The sequence below is a fragment of the Streptomyces sp. NPDC088554 genome (assembly GCF_044752945.1).
In the GTDB taxonomy this organism is placed as follows: Bacteria; Actinomycetota; Actinomycetes; order Streptomycetales; family Streptomycetaceae; genus Streptomyces.
The window spans coordinates 1-20174 of record NZ_JBIVMF010000052.1; the positions used below are offsets into that span (position 1 = coordinate 1).

Annotated in this window: 3 protein-coding genes; all 3 read right to left on the reverse strand. The window is 76.2% G+C overall.

The window, feature by feature from the left end:
* Positions 1–4770, reverse strand: a 4770-nt coding sequence (locus tag ACIP8W_RS31000) for a beta-ketoacyl synthase N-terminal-like domain-containing protein (RefSeq protein ID WP_401958665.1), incomplete at its 3' end; no start/stop codon positions are given.
* A gap of 33 nt (positions 4771–4803) precedes the next feature.
* Entirely contained in the window at positions 4804–15828 is an 11025-nt protein-coding gene (locus ACIP8W_RS31005) for a type I polyketide synthase (RefSeq protein ID WP_402205696.1), read from the reverse strand.
* Positions 15829–15852: 24 nt separating this feature from the next.
* Positions 15853–20174 (reverse strand): SDR family NAD(P)-dependent oxidoreductase (locus ACIP8W_RS31010; RefSeq protein WP_402205694.1); only part of this gene is annotated, 4322 nt, incomplete at its 5' end.

Here is a 20174-nt window from a genome sequence, read left to right on the forward strand (position 1 = left end):
CGCACCCATCCACGCCGCGAACACCGGCGAGGAACCCAACAACTCCACCGCCATCCCCACCCACTGCGACCCCTGACCCGGAAACACGAACACCGGGCCCCGGCCGACCGGTCCGGCGGCGCCCGTGACCACCTCGGGGGCGCCGGCGGTGCCGTCCGCGAGAGCGCGTACGCCGGTCAGCAGCTCGGCGCGGTCACGGCCGATGACGACCGCGCGGTGCTCGAAGAGCGAGCGGCTGCCGAGCAGCGCCGCGCCGACGGCCGACGCGGACACGTCGGCCCGGCCGAGATGGTCGGCGAGACGGGCCGCCTGGGCGCGCAGGGCCTCTGCGGTACGGGCGGAGAGGAGCCAGGGGCGTACGGCGGGCGCGTCGTCCGCTTCCGCGCCAGCCGGGGTGCCGACCGGGGTCTCCGGATCGTGTTCGAGGATGATGTGGGCGTTGGTCCCGCTCATTCCGAACGACGACACACCGGCCCGGCGGGGCCGTCCGGTCTCCGGCCACTGCTGATGCTCCGTCAGGAGCCGTACCGCACCGGCGGACCAGTCCACCTGCCGGGTCGGCTCGTCCACGTGCAGGGTGCGCGGCAGGACGCCCCGCTGGAGCGCCATGACCGTTTTGATGACGCCGCCGACACCGGCCGCCGCCATGCTGTGGCCGATGTTGGACTTGAGCGAGCCGAGCCACAGGGGCCGGTCCTCGGCACGGCCCTGCCCGTACGTGGCGAGCAGGGCACCCGCCTCGATCGGGTCACCGAGCCGGGTACCCGTACCGTGCGCCTCCACCGCGTCGACCTCGGCCGGAACCAGACCCGCACTCGCCAACGCCTCCCGGATCACCCGCTGCTGCGAAGGCCCGTTGGGCGCGGTCAGACCGTTCGACGCGCCGTCCTGGTTGACGGCGGAGCCACGTACCACCGCCAGCACCCGATGACCGTTGCGGCGCGCGTCCGACAATCGCTCCACCACCAGCACCCCCACACCCTCGGCCCAGCCCGTGCCGTCGGCGGAGTCGGCGAACGCCTTGCAGCGGCCGTCCGCCGCGAGGCCGCCCTGCCGGGCGAACTCCAGGAAACCACCGAGGGTGTTCATGATGGTGACACCGCCCGCGAGCGCGAGGTCGCACTCCCCCGACCGCAGCGCCTGGCCCGCCAGATGCAACGCGACCAGGGAGGACGAGCAGGCCGTGTCCACCGTGACAGCGGGACCTTCCAGGCCGAGTACGTACGACACCCGGCCGGAGACCACACTGCCGGCGGTGCCGGTCATGACGTGGCCCTCGGTCTCGGGGGTGGCGGCGAGCACCTCGGCGTAGTCGGAGCCCGCGATGCCCGCGAAGACGCCGGTACGGCTGCCGCGCAGCGCGGCCGGGTCGATGCCGGTGCGCTCGATCGCCTCCCAGGAGGTCTCCAGCAGCAGCCGCTGCTGCGGATCCATCGCCAGCGCCTCGCGCGGGGAGATACCGAAGAACTCGGCGTCGAACCCGGCCGCGTCGTACAGGAACCCGCCGGTGGTGGGCGTACGGCCGTCGATCCGGCGCAGCGCTGCCAGATCCCAGCCGCGGTCGCGGGGGAACGCGGTCACACCGTCGCCCGTCGAGGCGACCAGCTGCCAGAGCTCCTCGGGGCTGGTGACACCGCCCGGGTAGCGGCAGGCCATGCCGACCACGGCCAGCGCTTCGTCCGTGGCGCGGAAGCGGGCGGCGACGGGCGCGTCGGCGCCCTCTCCCGTCAGGTGGGTGACGATCGCCTCGGGGGTCGGATGGTCGAAGACCAGGGTGGCGGGCAGGGCCAGCCCGCTCTCCTCGGCGAGCAGGTCGCGGAAGCGGACGGCGGACAGCGAGTCGAAGCCGAGGTCCTTGAAGGAACGGTCCGGTGGGACGGCGTCCGGGGAGGAGTGACCGAGGACGGCGGCGGCGACGCTCCGTACCAGCTCCAGGTCGAGCACCGGCCCCCCGGGCCTGTCGGTCCGCGCGGAGCGTATCGCGGCGGCGGACGCCGGGGCGGGGAGCAGCGGGGTGCCGGCGCCGGCCGTGGCGGGCAGCCAGAAGCGGTCCCGTTGGAACGGATACGTGGGCAGCTCCACCCGGGGGCCGTCGGCGGCGCCGAGGACGGCGGTCCAGTCGACGGCGACCGCGCGGACATGGAGTTCACCGAGGGCGGTCAGCAGGGCGGTCGGTTCGTGGTGGCCGCGCGGCAGCGAGGCGACAAGGACGGGGGCGGCCGCGCCGTCCGGCAGGCAGTCGCGGGCCATCACGCTGAGGACGCCGCCGGGGCCGAGCTCCAGGCAGGCGGCGACGCCCAGTTCACCGAGCAGGCGTACGCCGTCGTGGAACCGTACGGCCTCGCGGACATGGCGTACCCAGTAGTCGGGCGAGCGGAGCTGCTCCTCGGTGGCGAGGGCGCCGGTGACGTTGGAGACGACGGGGATGCGCGGCGGGTGGAAGGTCAGGGACCCGGCGACCTCGCGGAAGCGGTCCAGCATCGGTTCCATCAGCGGGGAGTGGAAGGCGTGGCTGACCTGGAGGCGCCGGGTGCGCGGACCGCGTTCCGCACAGAGGGCGGCCGTGGTGTCGACCGCTCCGGCCGGTCCCGAGAGCACGGTGGCGCGGGGGCCGTTGACGGCGGCGACCGTGAGGAGGCCGGTGGTCCCGGCTGCGTCGAGGAGGGCGGGCACCTCGTCCTCGGCGGTCTCGACGGCGAGCATGGCGCCGCCCTCGGGGAGCGCCTGCATGAGGGTGGCGCGGGCGGCGACCAGGGTGCACGCGTCGTCGAGGGAGAGCACTCCGGCGATGTGCGCGGCGGCGAGTTCGCCGATGGAGTGGCCGAGCAGATAGTCGGGGGTCAGGCCCCAGTGTTCGAGGAGCCGGTAGAGGGCGACCTCGAAGGCGAACAGGGCCGTCTGGGTGTACGCGGTCCTGCCGATCAGCTCGGCGGAGGCGAGTGCCTCGTCGAGTGGGATGTCCAGGTGCGGGTCCAGCCGGGTGCGTACGGCGTCGAAGGCATCGGCGAACACCGGGTGGGCGGCGTACAGTTCGCGGCCCATACCGGCCCGCTGGGCGCCCTGGCCCGTGAAGAGGAAGGCGAGCGGTCCGGCGGGGGCCGCGGCGGCGCGCACCACGCGGGCGTCGGGGCGGCCGTGGGCGAGGGCGTCGAGGCCGGCGCGCAGTTCCTCGCGTCCGGTGCCCACGACGACGGCCCGGTGCGCGAACCGGGGCCGCGCGCCGGCGAGGGCCCGTGCGATCCGTACCGGCTCGGGGGCGTCCGGGGTCCCCGCCAGCTCCCGCAGCCGCTGGGCCCCGGCGCGCAGCGCCTCAGGGTCACGGGCGGAGAGGAGCAGGGCCACCGGGGCCGCGGCCGGGGTTCCGGGCGTGGCCGGGGCATCGGGGAGCGCTTCGGGAGCCGTGTCGGCGGGCGCCTGTTCCAGGATCACGTGCGCGTTGGTCCCGCTGATCCCGAACGACGACACACCCGCCCGGCGCGGACGGCCCGTCTCCGGCCACGCGCGTTCCTCGGTGAGCAGCTCCACCGCGCCGGAGGTCCAGTCCACCTCGGAGGTCGGCGCGGAGACGTGCAGGGTGCGTGGCAGCACCCCGTGGCGCAGCGCCATCACCGTCTTGATGACACCGCCCGCACCCGCCACGGCCTGGGTGTGGCCGATGTTGGACTTCAAAGAGCCCAGCCACAGGGGCCGGCCCTCGGGCCGGTCCTGGCCGTACGTCGCGAGGAGGGCCTGTGCTTCGACGGGGTCGCCCAGCCGGGTGCCCGTGCCGTGGGCCTCGACGGTGTCGATCTGGGCGGGGCTGAGTCCGGCGTCGTCGAGGGCGGCGCGGATGACGCGCTGCTGGGCGGGGCCGTTGGGGGCGGTCAGGCCGTTGGAGGCGCCGTCCTGGTTGACGGCGGTACCGCGTACCACGGCCAGTACGGGCTGCCCGTCGCGGACCGCGTCGGACAGCCGGCGCAGGACGAGGACGGCGACGCCCTCGCCCCAGCCGGTGCCGTCCGCGTCGTCGGCGAAGGACTTGCAGCGGCCGTCGCCCGCCAGGCCGCCCTGGAGCAGGAACTCCTCGTACAGTCCGGGGTCGGCCATCACGGCCGCGCCGCCGACCAGCGCGAGTGAGCACTCCCCGGCGCGCAGCGCGCGGGTGGCGAGGTGCAGGGCGACCAGGGAGGACGAGCACGCCGTGTCGACGGTGAGCGCCGGGCCTTCGAGGCCGTAGAAGTAGGAGAGCCGGCCGGAGGCGACGCTGCTGGTGGTGCCGGTGAGGACATGGCCCTCGACCTCGCGCAGCGCCTGTGCGTCCCGTGGCCGGTACCCCTGGTCGGCCATGCCGACGAAGACGCCGCCGTCGGTGCCCCTGAGGGCGGCCGGGTCGAGGCCGGAACGCTCGATCGCCTCCCAGGAGGTCTCCAGCAGCAGCCGCTGCTGGGGGTCCATCGCCAGCGCCTCGCGCGGGGAGATACCGAAGAACTCGGCGTCGAACCCGGCCGCGTCGGGCAGGAACCCGCCTTCGAGACGGACTCCCGCGGCGGCCAGCGCGTCGGTGTGCCAGCCCCGGTCGCCGGGGAATCCGCCGATGGCGTCCCGGCCCTCGTGGACCAGGTCCCACAGGTCCTCGGGGGCGTCGACCCCGCCGGGGAAGCGGCAGGCCATCGCCACGATCGCCACGGGCTCGCGGCGCCCCTCCTCCAGTTCGCGCAGGCGGGTGCGGGTGCGCTGGAGGTCGGCGGTGACCCGCTTGAGGTAGTCAACAACCTTGTCGTCGTTCGCCACGGGTGCTCCGATTTCGGCCGTACGGTACGGGGGTCAGGTCAGGTCGCCGAACTGGCTGTCGATGAAGGCGAGGACCTCGTCGGCGCTGGCGGCGCTGAGCGTGTCGTCGGTATCGGCGACGGCGTGTCCGGCCGCGGCGGGGGTGGCGGCGTCGAGCCGGTGCAGGATTCTGCGCAGCCGGTCGGCCACTTCGGCGTGGGACGGGTCGTCGGGGAGCAGCGTTTCCGCCGCGGTCTCCAGCCGGTCGAGATCCCGCCGCAGCAGCTCCTCGGGGCCGGGCCCGGCGGGTACGGCCTGCTGGAGCAGGTGGTCGGCGAGCGCCACCGGCGAGGGGTGGTCGAAGATCAGGGTCACCGGGGCGGCGAGTCCGGTCGCCGCCCGGAGCTGGTTGCGCAGCTCCACGGCGGTGAGGGAGTCGAAGCCCTGGTCCTTGAACGCCTGGTCGGGGTCGATGTCGGCGGCGTCGGCGTGGCCGAGGACCTGGGCGGTGCGGTCCAGGACGAGGGCGAGGACCTGGGCGTGGCGTTCCTCCTCGGGCAGCGCGGCGAGCCGGGCGGCGAAGTCGGCGCCGGGCGGCGAGTCGGGCCGTACTGCGGCCGCCGCGCGGCGGGGCGGCGCCCCGAGGAGTTCCCGCAGGAGTACGGGGACGGGCTGGTCCCGGTGGCGGGCGCGCAGGGCGGGCAGGTCGAGCGGGGCGGCCGTCACGGTGGGCGCGCCGGTGGTGAGCGCGGTGTCGAACAGGGCGAGGGCGCGGGCGGTGGGGAGGGCGGCGGTGCCGGTGCGGCGCAGCCGTTCCCGGTCACGGTCGCCGAGGGCTGCGGTCATGCCGCTGGTCTCCGCCCAGAGTCCCCAGGCGATGGAGACGGCGGGCAGTCCGTCGGCGGCGCGGTGTTCGGCGAGGGCGTCGAGGTAGGCGTTGGCGGCGCAGTAGTTGGCCTGTCCGGCGGCGCCGAAGGTGGCGGAGGCCGAGGAGAAGAGCACGAAGTGGCTCAGGTCGTGGTCGCGGGTGAGTGTGTGCAGGTGGTGGGCGCCGTGGGCCTTGGCGTGCAGGACGGGGCCGAGGCGGTCGGGGGTGAGGGAGGTGAGGACGCCGTCGTCGACCGTACCGGCGCAGTGGACGACGCCGGTGAGCCGGTGTCCGTCGGCGGCGAGCCGGTCCAGCAGGGCGCCGACGGCCGTCCGGTCGCCGAGGTCGCAGGCGGCGAGGTGGGTCTCGGCGCCCGCCGCGGCGAGGTCGGCCAGCAGTTCGGCGGCGCCGGGGGCTTCCTCGCCGGAGCGGGAGGTGAGGACGAGGCGGCGTACGCCGTGCCGGGTGGCCAGGTGCCGGGCCACCAGGGCGCCCAGGGTGCCGGTGCCGCCGGTGACGAGGACCGTGCCGCCGGGGCCGGGCGGCGGGGCGAGGGTGAGGACCGCCTTGCCGACGAGCCGGGCCTGGGCGACGGCGCGGAACGCCTCGGGGGCGTGGCGGATGTCCCAGGTGGTGACGGGCGGCGGGGCGAGGGTCCCGTCCGTGAACGGGCCGGCCAGTTCGCCGAGCATGTCCCGGACGCGGTCGGGGCCCGCGTCGCCGAGGTCGAAGGCGCGGTAGTGGATGCCGGGGTGGTCGGTGGCGATCCGGTCGGGGTCGCGCGGGTCCGTCTTGCCGATCTCGATGAAGTGGCCGCCGTGCGGGAGCAGTTCGAGGGAGGCGTCGGTGAACTCGCCGGCGAGCGAGTTGAGGACCACGTCCATGCCCCGGCCTTCGGTGTACGCCAGGAAGCGGTCGCGGAATCCGGTGTCGCGGGAGTTCGCGATATGCGCGTCGTCCAGTCCGGCCGCGCGCAGCGCGGGCTGTTTGGCGGTGCTCGCGGTGGCGAAGACCTCGGCGCCCAGCCGGCGGGCGAGCCGGACGGCGGCGCTGCCGACCCCGCCCGCCCCGGCGTGGACCAGGACGCGTTGGCCCGGCCGTACCCCGCCGAGGTCCCGCAGTCCGTACCAGGCGGTGAGGTACGCGACGGGCGCGGCGGCGGCCCGTGCGAAGGTCCAGCCGTCCGGTACGGGCGCCAGCAGCCGGTGGTCGGTGACCGCGGTGGGCGAGAAGGCGCTGTCGAGGAGGCCCATCACACGGTCGCCGGGGGCGAAGCGGGTGACGTCCTGGCCGGTCTCCAGGACGGTTCCGGCTCCCTCGATGCCCGGTTCGGCCTGCCCGGGGTACATGTCGAGGGCGATCAGGGTGTCCCGGAAGTTCACCCCGGCGGCGCGGACGGCGATCCGTACCTCGCCGGGCGCCAACTTCCGTTCGGCCAAAGGGTGGTGCACCAGCGCCAGGTCGCCGATCGAGCCGCGCCGTGGGGCGTCCAGGCGCCACGGTCCGTCCGGCACCTCCAGCGGCGCGGCGCCGGTCGCGCGGACCAGGCGCCTGCCGTGGAAGCACCCGGAGCGTACGGCGAGATCGGGTTCGGCGTACGCCAGCACCTGTGCCAGGCAGGGGAGTTCGCCGTCCGCGAGGTCCAGGAGGACGAAGCGGCCGGGGTGTTCGGCCTGGGCGGCACGGACCAGTCCGGCCGCGGCGGCGTGGGCGAGGCGCTGTTCCGTACCGTCGTCGGGGCGCTGGAACTCGGTCAGCAGACCCGGTTCCGGCACCACCGCTCCCCGCCGGGTGACGATCACGAGGGGGGTGTCGGCGAACCGCTCGTCGGCCAGCCACTCCTGGAGCAGCCGCAGTACGAAGGCGGTGACGCCCGCGAGGTCGCCGGGCGGGCAGGAGGCCACCACGGCGTCGGGGGCGCCCGTCAGCCGGGCGAGGTCGGGGTGGCCCCCGGCGCCGACCGGGAGGAGAGCCTCCGCTACGGGGGGCGTGTCCCCGGTGGCGGGCAGGGCGGTCCAGCCGATCCGGAAGAGCGCGTCGCGGTCCGGGGCGGTGGCGCCCGGCAGCCGGTCGGCCGTCACCTCGCGGAGGACCAGCCCCTCGACGGTGACCACGGGGGCCCCGGCGATGTCCACCGCCGTCAGCGCGACGGTCCCGTCCCGGCCCCGGGTCAGCCGGACGCGCAGGGTGTCCGCGCCGGTCGCGTGGACCCGTACACCGGTCCAGGTGAAGGGCAGCCGGGCGGGGGTGCCGGGCGGCAGGTCCACGCCGATCGCGTGCAGGGCGGAGTCCAGCAGGGCGGGGTGCACGGTGAACGCGCCGGCCGACGCCCGGTCCTCCTCGGGGAGTTCCACCTCGGCGAAGAGCGTGTCGGGCGTCTCCTCGGAGCACAGCACCGACCGCAGCCCCCGGAAGGCGGGCCCGTAGTCGAAGCCCGCGTCGATCAGTCCGGGGTAGAAGCCGTCGAGCGGGACCGGGGTGCCGGCGGCCGGGGGCCACGGCAGGGAAGGGGCCGCCTCCGCCCGGTCCGGCGCCGGGGCGAGCGCTCCTTCGGCGTGCCGGGTCCAGGGGGTGTCGTCGTCCACGGGTCCGGCGGCGGTGTCCACCGGCCGGGAGTAGACGGCGAGCGTCCGCCGCCCGGCCTCGTCGGGGGCGCCGATGACGAGCTGGAGGTCGGCCGCCGCGTCGCCGGAGAGCGCCAGCGGGGTGTACAGGGTCAGTTCGGACAGTTCCGGGCAGCCGAGCCGCTGTCCGGCCCAGCAGGCCAGGTCCACATAGGCGGTGCCGGGCAGCAGGACGGTGCCGAGCACGGTGTGGTCCGCCAGCCAGGGGTGGGTGGCCGTCGCCAGCCTGCCGGTGGCGATCACCTCGCCGCCCGAGGCCGGGACGAGCCAGGTGTGCAGCAGCGGGTGGCCGGCCGCCCCGAGCCCGGCGGCGGCCAGCGCCTCGGCGGCGGGGGCGCCCGTGGTCGCGGGCCAGTAGCGGCGGTGCTGGAAGGCGTACGTCGGCAGTTCGGCGCGGCGGGCGCCGGTCCCGGCGAACACCGCCGCCCAGTCCACCGTGGCGCCACGGACATGTGCCTGGGCGAGGGCGGACAGCGCCGCGCCCGCCTCGTCCCGGTCGCGGCGCAGTACGGGCACGCCCACCAGCTCGGGTTCGGTCGCCTCCACCATCGACACCAGCGACCCCTCGGGGCCCAGTTCCAGGACCGTGCCGATGCCCTGGGCGCGCAGGGTGTGAACACTGCGGGCGAAGCGGACGGTGGCGCGGACGTGCCGGACCCAGTACTCCGGGGTGCGCAGTTCCTCGCCCGCGATCGCGCCGGTCACGTTCGACACGAGGGGGATGGTGGGCGCCGCGAACTCCACCCGCTCCAGGACCGCGGCGAACCCGGCGAGCACCGGCTCCATCAGGGCGGAGTGGAACGCGTGGCTGACGGCCAGCCGTTTCACCCGGCGCCCCTCGGCGGCGAACCGGTCCGCCGCCTCCCGCACGGCCTCCTCCGGGCCCGAAAGCACCAGCGCGGAGGGGCCGTTGACCGCCGCGACCGATACGCCGGGCAGGCCCTCGGTCTCGTCCTCCGACGCCTCGACGGCCCACATGGCGCCGCCCGGCGGCAGGGCCTGCATCAGCCGTCCCCGGGCCGCGACCACCCGGACGGCGTCGGCGAGCGACCACACGCCCGCCACATGCGCGGCGACGAGTTCGCCCAGCGAATGGCCCAGCAGGGCGTCGGGACGTACTCCCCACGACTCCAGCAGCCGGTACAGCGCCACTTCCACGGCGAACAGCGCGGGCTGCGCCAGTCCGGTGGAGTCCAGCCGGTCCGCCGGGCCGTCGAAGACCGTCCGCCTCAGGGGCAGCGGCAGCAGCCCGTCGAAGGCCGCGCACACCTCGTCGAAGGCGGCCGCGAACACCGGGTACGCCGCGTACAGTCCGCTCCCCATGCCGACCCGCTGGGCGCCCTGGCCCGAGAACACCATCGCCAGACCGGTGTCCGCCGCCCGGCCCGTGACGAGTCCGGGGTACGGGCGGTCCTCGGCCAGCGCGTCGAGGGCGGCGCGCAGGCTTCGCGGGTCGGTGGTGACCACGGCGGCGCGGTCGTCGAGGGCCGCGCGGTGGACGGCCAGGGCGAGGCCGGTGTCGTACGGGGAAGGGGCGTCCGCCGCTCCGTCGAGGAAGTCCCGCAGCCGCGCCGCCTGGGCGCGCAGGGCCGCCGGGCCCCGGGCGGACAGCAGCAGCGGTACGGCGGGCAGCGGGCGCCGCGTCTCGGACAACGGCTCGTCCCGCGGGGCCTGTTCGAGGATGATGTGGGCGTTGGTGCCACTGATGCCGAACGCGGACACACCGGCCCGGCGCGGGCGTCCGGCGTCGGGCCACTCCCGCGCCTCGGTCAGCAGCTCCAACGACCCCGCCGACCAGTCGACTTCGGGTGTCGGCTCGGCCGCGTGCAGGGTGCGCGGCAGCACGCCCCGCTGGAGGGCGAGCACCGTCTTGATCACACCGGCCACCCCGGACGCGGCTTGCGTATGACCGATGTTCGACTTCAACGCCCCGACGTACAATGGCTGTTCGCGGTCCTGGCCGTACGTCGCGAGCAGCGCCTGTGCCTCGATGGGGTCGCCGAGCCGGGTGCCCGTGCCATGCGCCTCGACCGCGTCGACCTCGGCCGGGGCCAGGCCGGCGCTCGCCAGCGCGTCCCGGATGACCCGTTGCTGGGAGGGGCCGTTGGGGGCGGTCAGGCCGTTGGAGGCACCGTCCTGGTTGACGGCTGAGCCGCGTACCACCGCCAGGACCGGATGGCCGTGGCGGCGGGCGTCCGACAGCCGCTCCACCACCAGCATGCCCACGCCCTCGCCCCAGCCGGTGCCGTCGGCGGAGGCCGCGAACGCCTTGCACCGTCCGTCGGCGGCGAGGCCGCCCTGGCGGGCGAAGGACTCGTACGCGGTGGTGGTCGCCATGACGGCGGCACCGCCCACCAGCGCGAGGCCGCACTCGCCGTCGCGCAGGGCGCGGACGGCGGTGTGGAGTCCGACGAGCGAGGAGGAGCAGGCCGTGTCGATGGTGATCGCGGGCCCCTCCAGGCCGAGGGTGTACGCGATCCGGCCGGAGGCCACACTGCCCACCGAACCGGTGAGCGCGTAGTCCTTGCCCTCCTCGGTGGCGAGGGCGAGGGTGGCGTAGTCGAAGTTCCCGGCGCCGACGAAGACGCCGGTACGGCTGCCGCGCAGGGACAGCGGGTCGATGCCCGCGCGTTCCAGGGCTTCCCAGGACGTCTCCAGCAGCAGCCGCTGCTGGGGGTCCATCGCCAGCGCCTCGCGCGGGGAGATACCGAAGAACGCGGCGTCGAAACCGGCGAGGTCGTGGAGGAAGCCGCCCTCCGCCGTGGGGACGGTGGCGGCCATCCGCCAGCCCCGGTCGGTGGGGAAGCCGGTGATGCCGTCGCGTCCCTCGTCGACCAGCCGCCACAGGTCCTCGGGCGAACGGACCTCGCCGGGGTAGCGGCAGGCCATGGCGACGATGACCACGGGATCGTCGGCGGACCGGGCGCCGGCCGGCCGGACGACGGACGGGGCGGCGGATGTTCCGGTGACGGTGAGCAGCAGGGCGCGCAGTTCGGCGGCGACGGCGGCCGGGGTGGGGTGGTCGAAGGCGAGGGTGGTCGGCAGCCGCAGTCCCGTGCTGGTGGCGAGCCGGTTGCGCAGGTCGACGGCGGTGACCGAGTCGAGGCCGAGGTCGCGGAAGGCGTCCGAGGCGCTGACCGCGTCGGGGTCCGCGTGGCCGAGGGCGGTGGCGGCGGCGGTACGGACGAGGCCCAGCAGGAGGTGGTCGCGCTCCCGGTCGGTGAGCCCGCGCAGCCGCTCGGCGAGCGGGGAGAGGGCCGTGGGGGCGGTTTCGGCGGGCGCCGCCGGGAGTGCCGCTTCGGGGATGTCCGCGAGGAGGGGGCGGCGGCGGGCGAGGGAGAAGCCGGTGGCGAACGTCCGCCAGTCCATGTCGGTGACGGTGAGCCGGTCCTCCCCGCCGCCCACCGCGTCGAACAGCGCGGTGAGCGCGGTCCTGGGCGCCATGGCCCGTACCCCGACCCGGTCCAGCACGCGCTGGGTCCGGTCGTCGACCATGCCGCCGTCGGCCCAGCTGCCCCAGGACACACAGGTGGCGGGTACACCACGGGCGCGGCGCCGGGCGGCCAGCGCGTCGAGGTGGGCGTTGGCCGCCGCGTAGGCGGCCTGGCGGGCGCCGCCCCAGACGGCGGCGCCGGAGGAGAACAGCACGAAGGCGTCGAGGTCGAGGCCGGCGGTGAGTTCGTCCAGGAGGCGGGCGCCGTCCACCTTCCCGGCGGCGGCCTCGGCGAGATCGGCGGGCGTGAGGCTGTCGAGGCGGGCCATGCTGCTGACACCGGCCGTGTGGACGACGGCGGTGAGGGGGTGTTCGGCGGGGATCGCGGCCAAGGCGGCGGCCATCGCCTCGCGGTCCGCCGCGTCGCAGGCGGCCAGTGTCACCCGGGCGCCCGACTCCGCCAGCTCGGCGGCGAGTTCGGCGGCGCCGGGCGCGTCGGGTCCGCGCCTGCCGGTCAGGACGAGGTGCGGGACGCCGCCCCGGGCCAGCCGGCGGGCGACATGGGCGCCCAGCGCGCCCGTCCCTCCGGTGATCAGGACCGTGCCACCGGGGGTCCAGCCGGGGCCGGTGGCGCGCGGGGCACGGGTGAGGCGGCGGACCCGGGGGCCGCTCTCGCGCAGGGCCCACTCCTGCTCGTCGCCGGGGGCGGCGAGTACGGCGCAGAGCGTGTCGGCGGTGGCGCCGTCGAGCAGTGGGGGCAGGTCGATCAGCCCGCCCCAGAGCGCCGGTGACTCCATGCCGGCCACCCGGCCGAGCCCCCACACCTGGGCCTGTTCGGGGCTGGGTCCCGCCGGGTCGTCGAAGCCGTCGTGGGCGGTGACCGCGGACCGGGTCAGGCACCACAGCGGGGCGGCGCCGCCCGCGTCCCGTACCGCCTGGACGGCGGTGAGGGTGGCGGCGACCCCGGCGGGCACCACGGGGTGAGCGGGGTGCGGATCCGGGTCCGTACCGAGGAGGGAGACGATCCCGGCGGCCGACGCGTACCGGCCCAGGGATCCGGCGAGTTCCGCGCGCCCGGTCGCGGGTCCGACGGACACGCGCGCGACATGTGCGGCGCCGTGCGCGGTCAGGGCCTCGGCCACCCAGTCGCCGGGATGGCCGGCGCCCTCCGGCTCCAGCAGCACCCAGTCGCCCGTGAGCGGGGGCCCCTGGGGTACGGGGACGGGCACGAAGCCGACGCGGTAGCGGTTGCGGTCGGCGGCGGCGCTCTCGCGGGCGCGGACCCGCCAGGAGGCCAGGGCGCGCACGGTCGTGTCGAGGGTGTCGTCCTGGTGTACACCGATCCGCTCGGCCACCGACGCCGTGTCACCCCGGTCCACGGCCTCCCACAGGGCGGCGGAGGCGGGGTCGTCGACGGCGGCCGGGGAGGGCCGGTCCAGCCAGTGGCGGACGCGCTGGAAGGCGTACGCGGGCAGCTCGACACGGCGGGCGCCGGTCCCGGCGAGGAGCGCGGTCCAGTCGACGGACGCGCCGTGGGCGTACGCCTCGGCGAGCGCCTCGGCGAACCGTTCGGGACGGCCGCCGGCGCCGCGGCGCAGTGTGCCGAGGACAGTGGCGGGCGGTGTGCCGGGCGCCTCGGCATCAGCCGCCGCGTCGAGGGTGTCCTGAAGGGCGTGGACGAGCACCGGGTGCGGGCTGACCTCGATGAAGAGGGTGTGTCCGTCGTCGAGCAGGGCCCGGGTGGCCTCGTCGAAGCGGACGGTGTGGCGCAGGTTGCGGTACCAGTAACCGGCGTCGAGCCCGGCGGTGTCGAACCGGCCGGCGGCGAGCGCCGAGTAGAAGGCGACGGGGGCGGTGCGCGGACGGACCGGGGCCAGGAGTCCGGCGAGTTCGTCCTCGATCGCGCTGACCTGGGTGGAGTGTGACGCGTAGTCGACGGCGATGTGTTTGGCGCGGATGCCGTCGCGTTCGCAGGACGCCACCAGCGCGTCGAGGGCGTCGGTGGCACCCGCGACGACGACGGCGGCGGGTCCGTTGACCGCCGCGAGGTCCGCGCCACCGGTGAGCCGTTCCCGTACGGCGTCGGCGGAGGCCGCGACCGACACCATGCCGCCCCGGCCGGACAGCGCGGTCAGCGCGCGCGAGCGCAGCGCCACGACCCGGGCGCCGTCCGCCAGGCTCAGCCCGCCCGCGACGACGGCGGCGGCGATCTCCCCCTGGGAGTGGCCGACGACGGCGTCGGGCCGTACCCCGCAGGAGGCCCACAGCTCGGCGAGCGACACCATCACCGCCCACAGCACGGGCTGGACCACGTCCACCCGGGTCAGCAGCTCGGCGGTGTCGGGGGCGCGCAGGACGTCGGTGAGGGTCCAGTCGGTGAACGGCGCGAGGGCCGCCTCGCACGCGGCCATGCGCCGGGCGAACACCGGCGAGGCGTCCAGCAGGTCCACGGCCATGCCGGGCCACTGGGAGCCCTGGCCGGGGAAGACGAGGACGGTACGGGCGGGGCCGCCTCCGGCCGTACCCCGGACGACCCCCGGCGGGGTCTCGCCGTCGGCGGCCCGCGCCAGCAGGGCGAGCAGGGCGTCGCGGTCGGGCGCGAGGGTCACCGCGCGCTGTTCCATGGCGGGCCTGGTGGTCGCCAGCGACCAGGCGATGTCGGCCGCCGACACGTCGGCGGGGGCGGTCGTGGTGTGCCGGTGCAGGGCGCGGGCCTGGGCGTACAGCGCCTGCTCGGAGCGGGCGGTGAGCGGCCAGGGCAGCAGGGGTGGTGCGGTGAAGGGGGCCGGGGCCGCGGGCGTGGGGGCCTCGCCCGTGGAGCCGTCCCGCTCCGCTTCCACGTCTGCCGGGGGTGCTTCGACGATCACATGGGCGTTGGTGCCGCTGATCCCGAACGACGACACACCGGCCCGGCGCGGGCGCCCCGTCTCCGGCCACGGCCGGTCCTCGGTCAGCAGCTCCACCGACCCCGCCGACCAGTCCACCTCACGGGTCGGCTCGGCGGCGTGCAGGGTCCTGGGCAGGACGCCGTGGCGCATCGCCATGACCGTCTTGATGACCCCGGCGACGCCCGCGGCGGCCTGTGTGTGGCCGATGTTGGACTTCAACGAGCCGAGGTAGAGCGGCTGTTCGCGGTTCTGGCCGTACGTCGCGAGCAGCGCCTCGGCCTCGATGGGGTCGCCGAGCCGGGTGCCCGTGCCGTGCGCCTCCACCAGGTCCACCTCGGCGGCCGTCAGTCCGGCGTCGGCGAGCGCGGCCCGGATGACGCGTTCCTGGGCGGGGCCGTTGGGGGCGGTCAGGCCGTTGGAGGCGCCGTCCTGGTTGACGGCTGAGCCGCGTACCACCGCCAGGACCGGATGGCCGTGGCGGCGGGCGTCCGACAGCCGCTCGACGAGCAGCAGCCCGGCCCCCTCGGACCAGCCCGTCCCGTCCGCGCCCGCGCCGAACGCCTTGCAGCGGCCGTCCGAGGCCAGTCCGCCCTGCCGTTCGAAGCTGAGGAACATCCCGGGCGTGGGCAGCACGGCCACCCCGCCCGCCAGCGCGAGGTCGCACTCGCCGCGCCGCAGCGCGTCGGCGGCCAGGTGCAGGGCGACCAGCGAGGACGAGCAGGCGGTGTCCACGGTCAGCGCCGGACCCTCGAAGTCGAAGGTGTAGGCGATCCGGCCGGAGGCGACGCTCGCGGTGTTCCCGGTCAGGACGTGCCCGCCGGTATCGTCCGACGCCTCGTCGAGCCGGGGCCCGTAGTCCTGGGTGACCAGCCCGGCGAACACACCGGTCCGTCTGGCCAACGGCGACCGGGGGTCGATACCGGCGCGTTCGAACGCCTCCCAGGCGGTCTCCAGCAGCAGCCGCTGCTGGGGGTCCATGGCGGCGGCCTCGCGCGGGGAGATCCCGAAGAACGCCGCGTCGAAACCGGCCACATCGGGGAGGAAGCCGCCGGGGTAAGGGACGTCCCAGCCCCGGTCGGCGGGGACCTCGCCGATGGCGTCGCGGCCCTCGGCCACCAGGTCCCACAGCCGCTGCGGCGAGTCCGCGCCGCCCGGCAGCCGGCAGCCGATACCGACGACGGCGATCGGCTCGCGCGCCTCCGCCCGGCGCAACCGGCCCCGGGTCTCGTGGAGTTCGGCCGTGACACGCTTGAGGTATTCGACCAGCTTCTCTGCTTCAGCCATGTCCCGTCACTCTCCGCGCTCTTGCCGGCCGGAGCCGAATTCCTGGTCGATGAAGGAGAAGATCTCGTCGACGCTCGCGTCCTGGAGCACGGCGCGTACGCCGTCGCCCCCGGCCGGTACGGCGGCCGGGGACCGCTCCTCGCACCGGTCGAGCAGGGCGCGCAGCCGCTCCGTCACCCGGTCCAGGTCGGGGAGGCCGGCGGGCGCGCTCGTCATGAGGTTCTCCAGACGGCCGATCTCCTCGATGAGGGATCCGGCCGCCGGTACGTCCGGTGGGGCGATCCGGGTACGCAGGTACCGGGCGACCGCCAGCGGGGTGGGCTGGTTGAACAGCAGCCCGGCCGGCATGCGCAGCCCGCCCGCCGCGCTCAGCCGGTTGCGCAGCTCGACCCCCATCAGCGAGTCGAACCCCAGCTCCTTGAAGGTGCGGGCCGGGTCGACGCGTCTGCCGTCGCGGTGTCCGAGCACCGCGGAGGCATGGGCGCGGACCTGATCGAGCAGCAGGGTCTCCTGCTCCTGGGCGGGCCGTCCGGTGAGCAGGGGGCCGAGCGTGGCCGCCCCGGGGGCGGGCTCGGCACTCTCCGTACGGGTCCCGGCGGGGTCGCGCCAGGCCGATCCGGCCAGTTCGCGGTGGAGCGGGAGCGCCCGTCCCTCGGACGCGGCGGAGCGTACGACCGGCAGGCTCAGCGCCAGCGGCAGCCGCAGCGCGGGGCCCGGCCGCAGGGCGGCGTCGAAGAGGGCCAGGCCGTGGTCCGCGTCGAGGGGCAGCAGCCCGGTGTCACGCATCCGCCGCAGGTCGGTCCCGGTGAGCCGGCCGGTCATGCCGCCGGTGGGAGCCCAGGGGCCCCAGGCGAGCGACACGGCGGGCAGTCCCCGGACCAGGCGCAGCTGGGCCAGCGCGTCGAGGAAGGTGTTACCGGCCGCGTAACTCCCCTGTCCCGCGGCTCCGTTGACACCGGAGACGGAGGAGAACAGGACGAAGGCGGACAGGTCGGCGGCGGCAGTCAGCTCGTGCAGGTTCCAGGCGGCGTCGGTCTTGGGCCGCAGGACGCGGTCCAGGTCGTCCGGGTCGATGGCCTCGACCACCGCGTCGTGGATGACGCCCGCGGTGTGGACGACCGCCGTCAGCGGATGCGCGGCGGGAATCGCGGCGAGTACGGCGGCCAGGGCGTCACGGTCCGCCGCGTCGCAGGCGGTGACGGTGACCCGTACCGCCGGGTCGGCCGTGAGGGCGGCGAGCGTCTCCCGGGCGTCCGGGGCGTCGGCGCCCGCGCGGCTGATCAGCAGCAGATGGCGGACGCCGTGCCGGGTGACGAGATGGCGGGCCAGCAGCCGGCCCAGGGCGCCGGTGCCGCCGGTGATCAGGACGGTGCCTTCGGGGTCGAGGGTCCGCGCTCCCGTACCGGCGTCCGCACCGGTCGGGCGGATGAGCCGGGGCGCGCGCAGCCGGCCGCCGCGCACCGCGAGCTGCGGTTCGCCGCAGGCCACCGCGGCGGGCAGGGCGGCGGCCGAGGCCGGGGCGTCGTCCAGGTCGACCAGCAGGAAGCGGCCGGGGTGTTCGGTCTGGGCGGAGCGGAACAGGCCCCAGACGGGCGCCTGTCCGGGGTCGCAGGGGCCCTCGTCGGCCGCGACGGCCCGCCGGGTGACGACGACCAGCCGGGTGTCGGCGAGCCGGTCCTCGGCCAGCCAGGCCCTGGCCAGCCGGACGGCCCGGTGCGCGGCGAGACGCGCGGCGGCCACCGGACCGGCCGGGTCCGAGGCGTCCGGGTCGTATCCGACGACGACCACGTCGGGCGCGGTGGCGTCGGCCGCGAGGAGCGCGTCGAGGTCGGGATGGCGGGCGGCGCAGGGCAGGGCGTCCGCCGGGACGAGCGCCGGATCGCCGAGCACCGCCCAGCGCGCGCCCGGGGTGCCGGGCGGCGGTTCCACGGCCCGCCAGGCCAGCTCGAACGGGGCGTCGCCGGCGTACGGCCGTACCGCGCCGGGGAGGGCCGGCAGCGCGCGGGGGGTGAGCGCGCCGATGGCCGCCACGGGCCGCTCCTCGGAGTCGGTGATCCGTACGGTGACGGTGTCGCCGTCCACGGGGGTGATCCGGGCCCGCAGTGTGCCGGTCGCGGGGCCGAAGACGGTGACCCCGCCGTACTCGGCCGCGAGCCGGGGCTCCGTACCGTCCGGCCGGGCGAGCCGCAGGGCCTGCGACACGCTCTCCACCGGCCCCGGGCGCAGCCCGAAGGCGCCGGGCTCGGTGCCGTCCGCCGCCGGGGGGACGAGTTCGGCCCAGATCTCGCCGCCGCGCCGCCACACCGCGCCCGGCGGGGGGAAGGCGGGCCCGTACACCGTCCCGGGCGGGGCGGCGCTCCGCTCGGCGGACGAGGTGTCGATCCGCTCGGCGTCGGCGGGCGGCCACGGTCCCGGCGCGCCCCCGGCGGCGGCCGGGGGCGGGGCGGGCGCGAGGACGCCCTCGGCGTGCCGGGTCCACGGAGCGGCGCCGCCCTCGGGCCGGGTGTGCACGGAGACCGGGCGGTGGCCGTCGGCGTCCTGCGGCCCGACCACGACCTGTACGTCGAGCGCGTCCCGGCCGGGCGGCGCGAGCGGTGCGGCGGGCCGCAGCGCGAGGACGTGTCCGGCTCCGGTCTCCCGTACCGCGGTGACCGCGAGGTCGAGCAGGACGGCGTCCGGCACCAGTGCCGTGCCGTCCACCGTGCGGTCGCCGAGCCACGCGTGGGTGGCCTCCGTGATCCGGCCGGTCAGCAGGGTGTGGCCGCTGTCCGCCAGGGTGACGGCGGAGGTGAGCACCGGGTGGCCCAGCTCCGTCGCGCCGGGCGCGGCGGTGGCGCCCGCGGCGGTGGGGGGGATCCAGTAGCGACGGCGCTGGAAGGCGTAGGTGGGCAGGGCGTCGGGGGCGGCGACCGGGTGCCCGGCGAACACCGCGTCCCAGTCGGGGGTGTGGCCCGCGAGGTGCAGCCGGGCCGGTACGGCGGCGGCGGTCGTCGGCTCGTGGTGGTCGCGACGCAGCGCCGACACGATCAGCGCCGGGGCCCGCGTGGGCTCGCCGGCCTCTTCCGCCTCGGCATCGGCCTCGGTCAGGGACTCCTGGACCATCGAGGACAGCGCGTCGGGGCCCAGCTCCACATAGCGGGTCACGCCCAGGGCGCGCAGCCGTCGTACCCCGTCGTGGAAGCGGACGGTGTCGCGGACATGGCGTACCCAGTAGCCGGGCGAGCACAGCTCTCTCCCGGTCGCGGGTTCTCCCGTCAGGCCACTGATCACGGAGAGAACCGGCGGGTGGTAGGTGACGGAGCGGGCGGCCTCTTCGAAGCCGGCGAGCATCGCGTCCATGTGGGGTGAGTGGAAGGCGTGGGAGACCCGCAGGTTCCGGGTGCGGCGGCCGCGTGCCGACCAGTCGCGGGCGATCCCGCGCACCGCGTCGGTGTCACCGGAGATCACCACGGACGCCGGTCCGTTGACGGCGGCGAGGGCGACCTCGTGCCCGCGTCCGGCGAGGGCGGGCAGGATCTCCTCCCCGGTGGCCTCGATGACCGCCATCGCGCCGGTCTCGGGGAGCGCCTGCATCAGCCGCCCCCGCGCGGCGACGAGCGCACAGGCGTCGGGCAGCGACAGGACTCCGGCGACATGTGCGGCCGCGAGTTCGCCCACCGAGTGCCCGAGCAGTTCGTCGGGGACGATCCCCCAGTGCTCCAGCAGCCGGAACAGGGCGACTTCGAGGGCGAACAGGGCGGGTTGGGCGTACTCGGTGCGGTCGAGCAGCGCGGGCTCGTCCGCGACCACCTTCAGCAAAGGGTGCGCCAGGTGCGCGTCGAGGTGTCCGGCGATGCCGTCCAGGGCCTGCCGGAAGACCGGCTGGGCGGCGTACAGCTCCAGGCCCATGCGGGGGCGCTGGCTGCCCTGGCCGGTGAAGAGGAAGGCGGTACGTCCCGGTGCGGCCAGCGCCCCGAACGCCGTGGGCGTCCGGTCCCCGGCGCTCAGCGCGGCCAGCCCGGCCAGCGCCGCGTCGCGGTCGGCGGCGATCACGGCGGCGCGGTGCGGCAGGGCGCTCCGGGTGGCGGCCAGCGCGTGGCCGAGCGCGCCGAGCGCGGTGGCCGGCGGGCTCCCGGCCAGCCGGGTCCGCAGCCGCTGGGCCTGGGCCCGCAGCGCGTCCTCGGTCGCGGCGGTGAGGACCAGCGGTACGGGTACGGGGTCCGGGCCGTCGGCGAGGGGGGTCTCGGGCGCCGGGGGTGCCTGTTCGAGGATGACGTGGGCGTTGGTGCCACTGATCCCGAACGAGGACACACCGGCCCGGCGCGGCCGACCCGTCTCCGGCCAGGGCC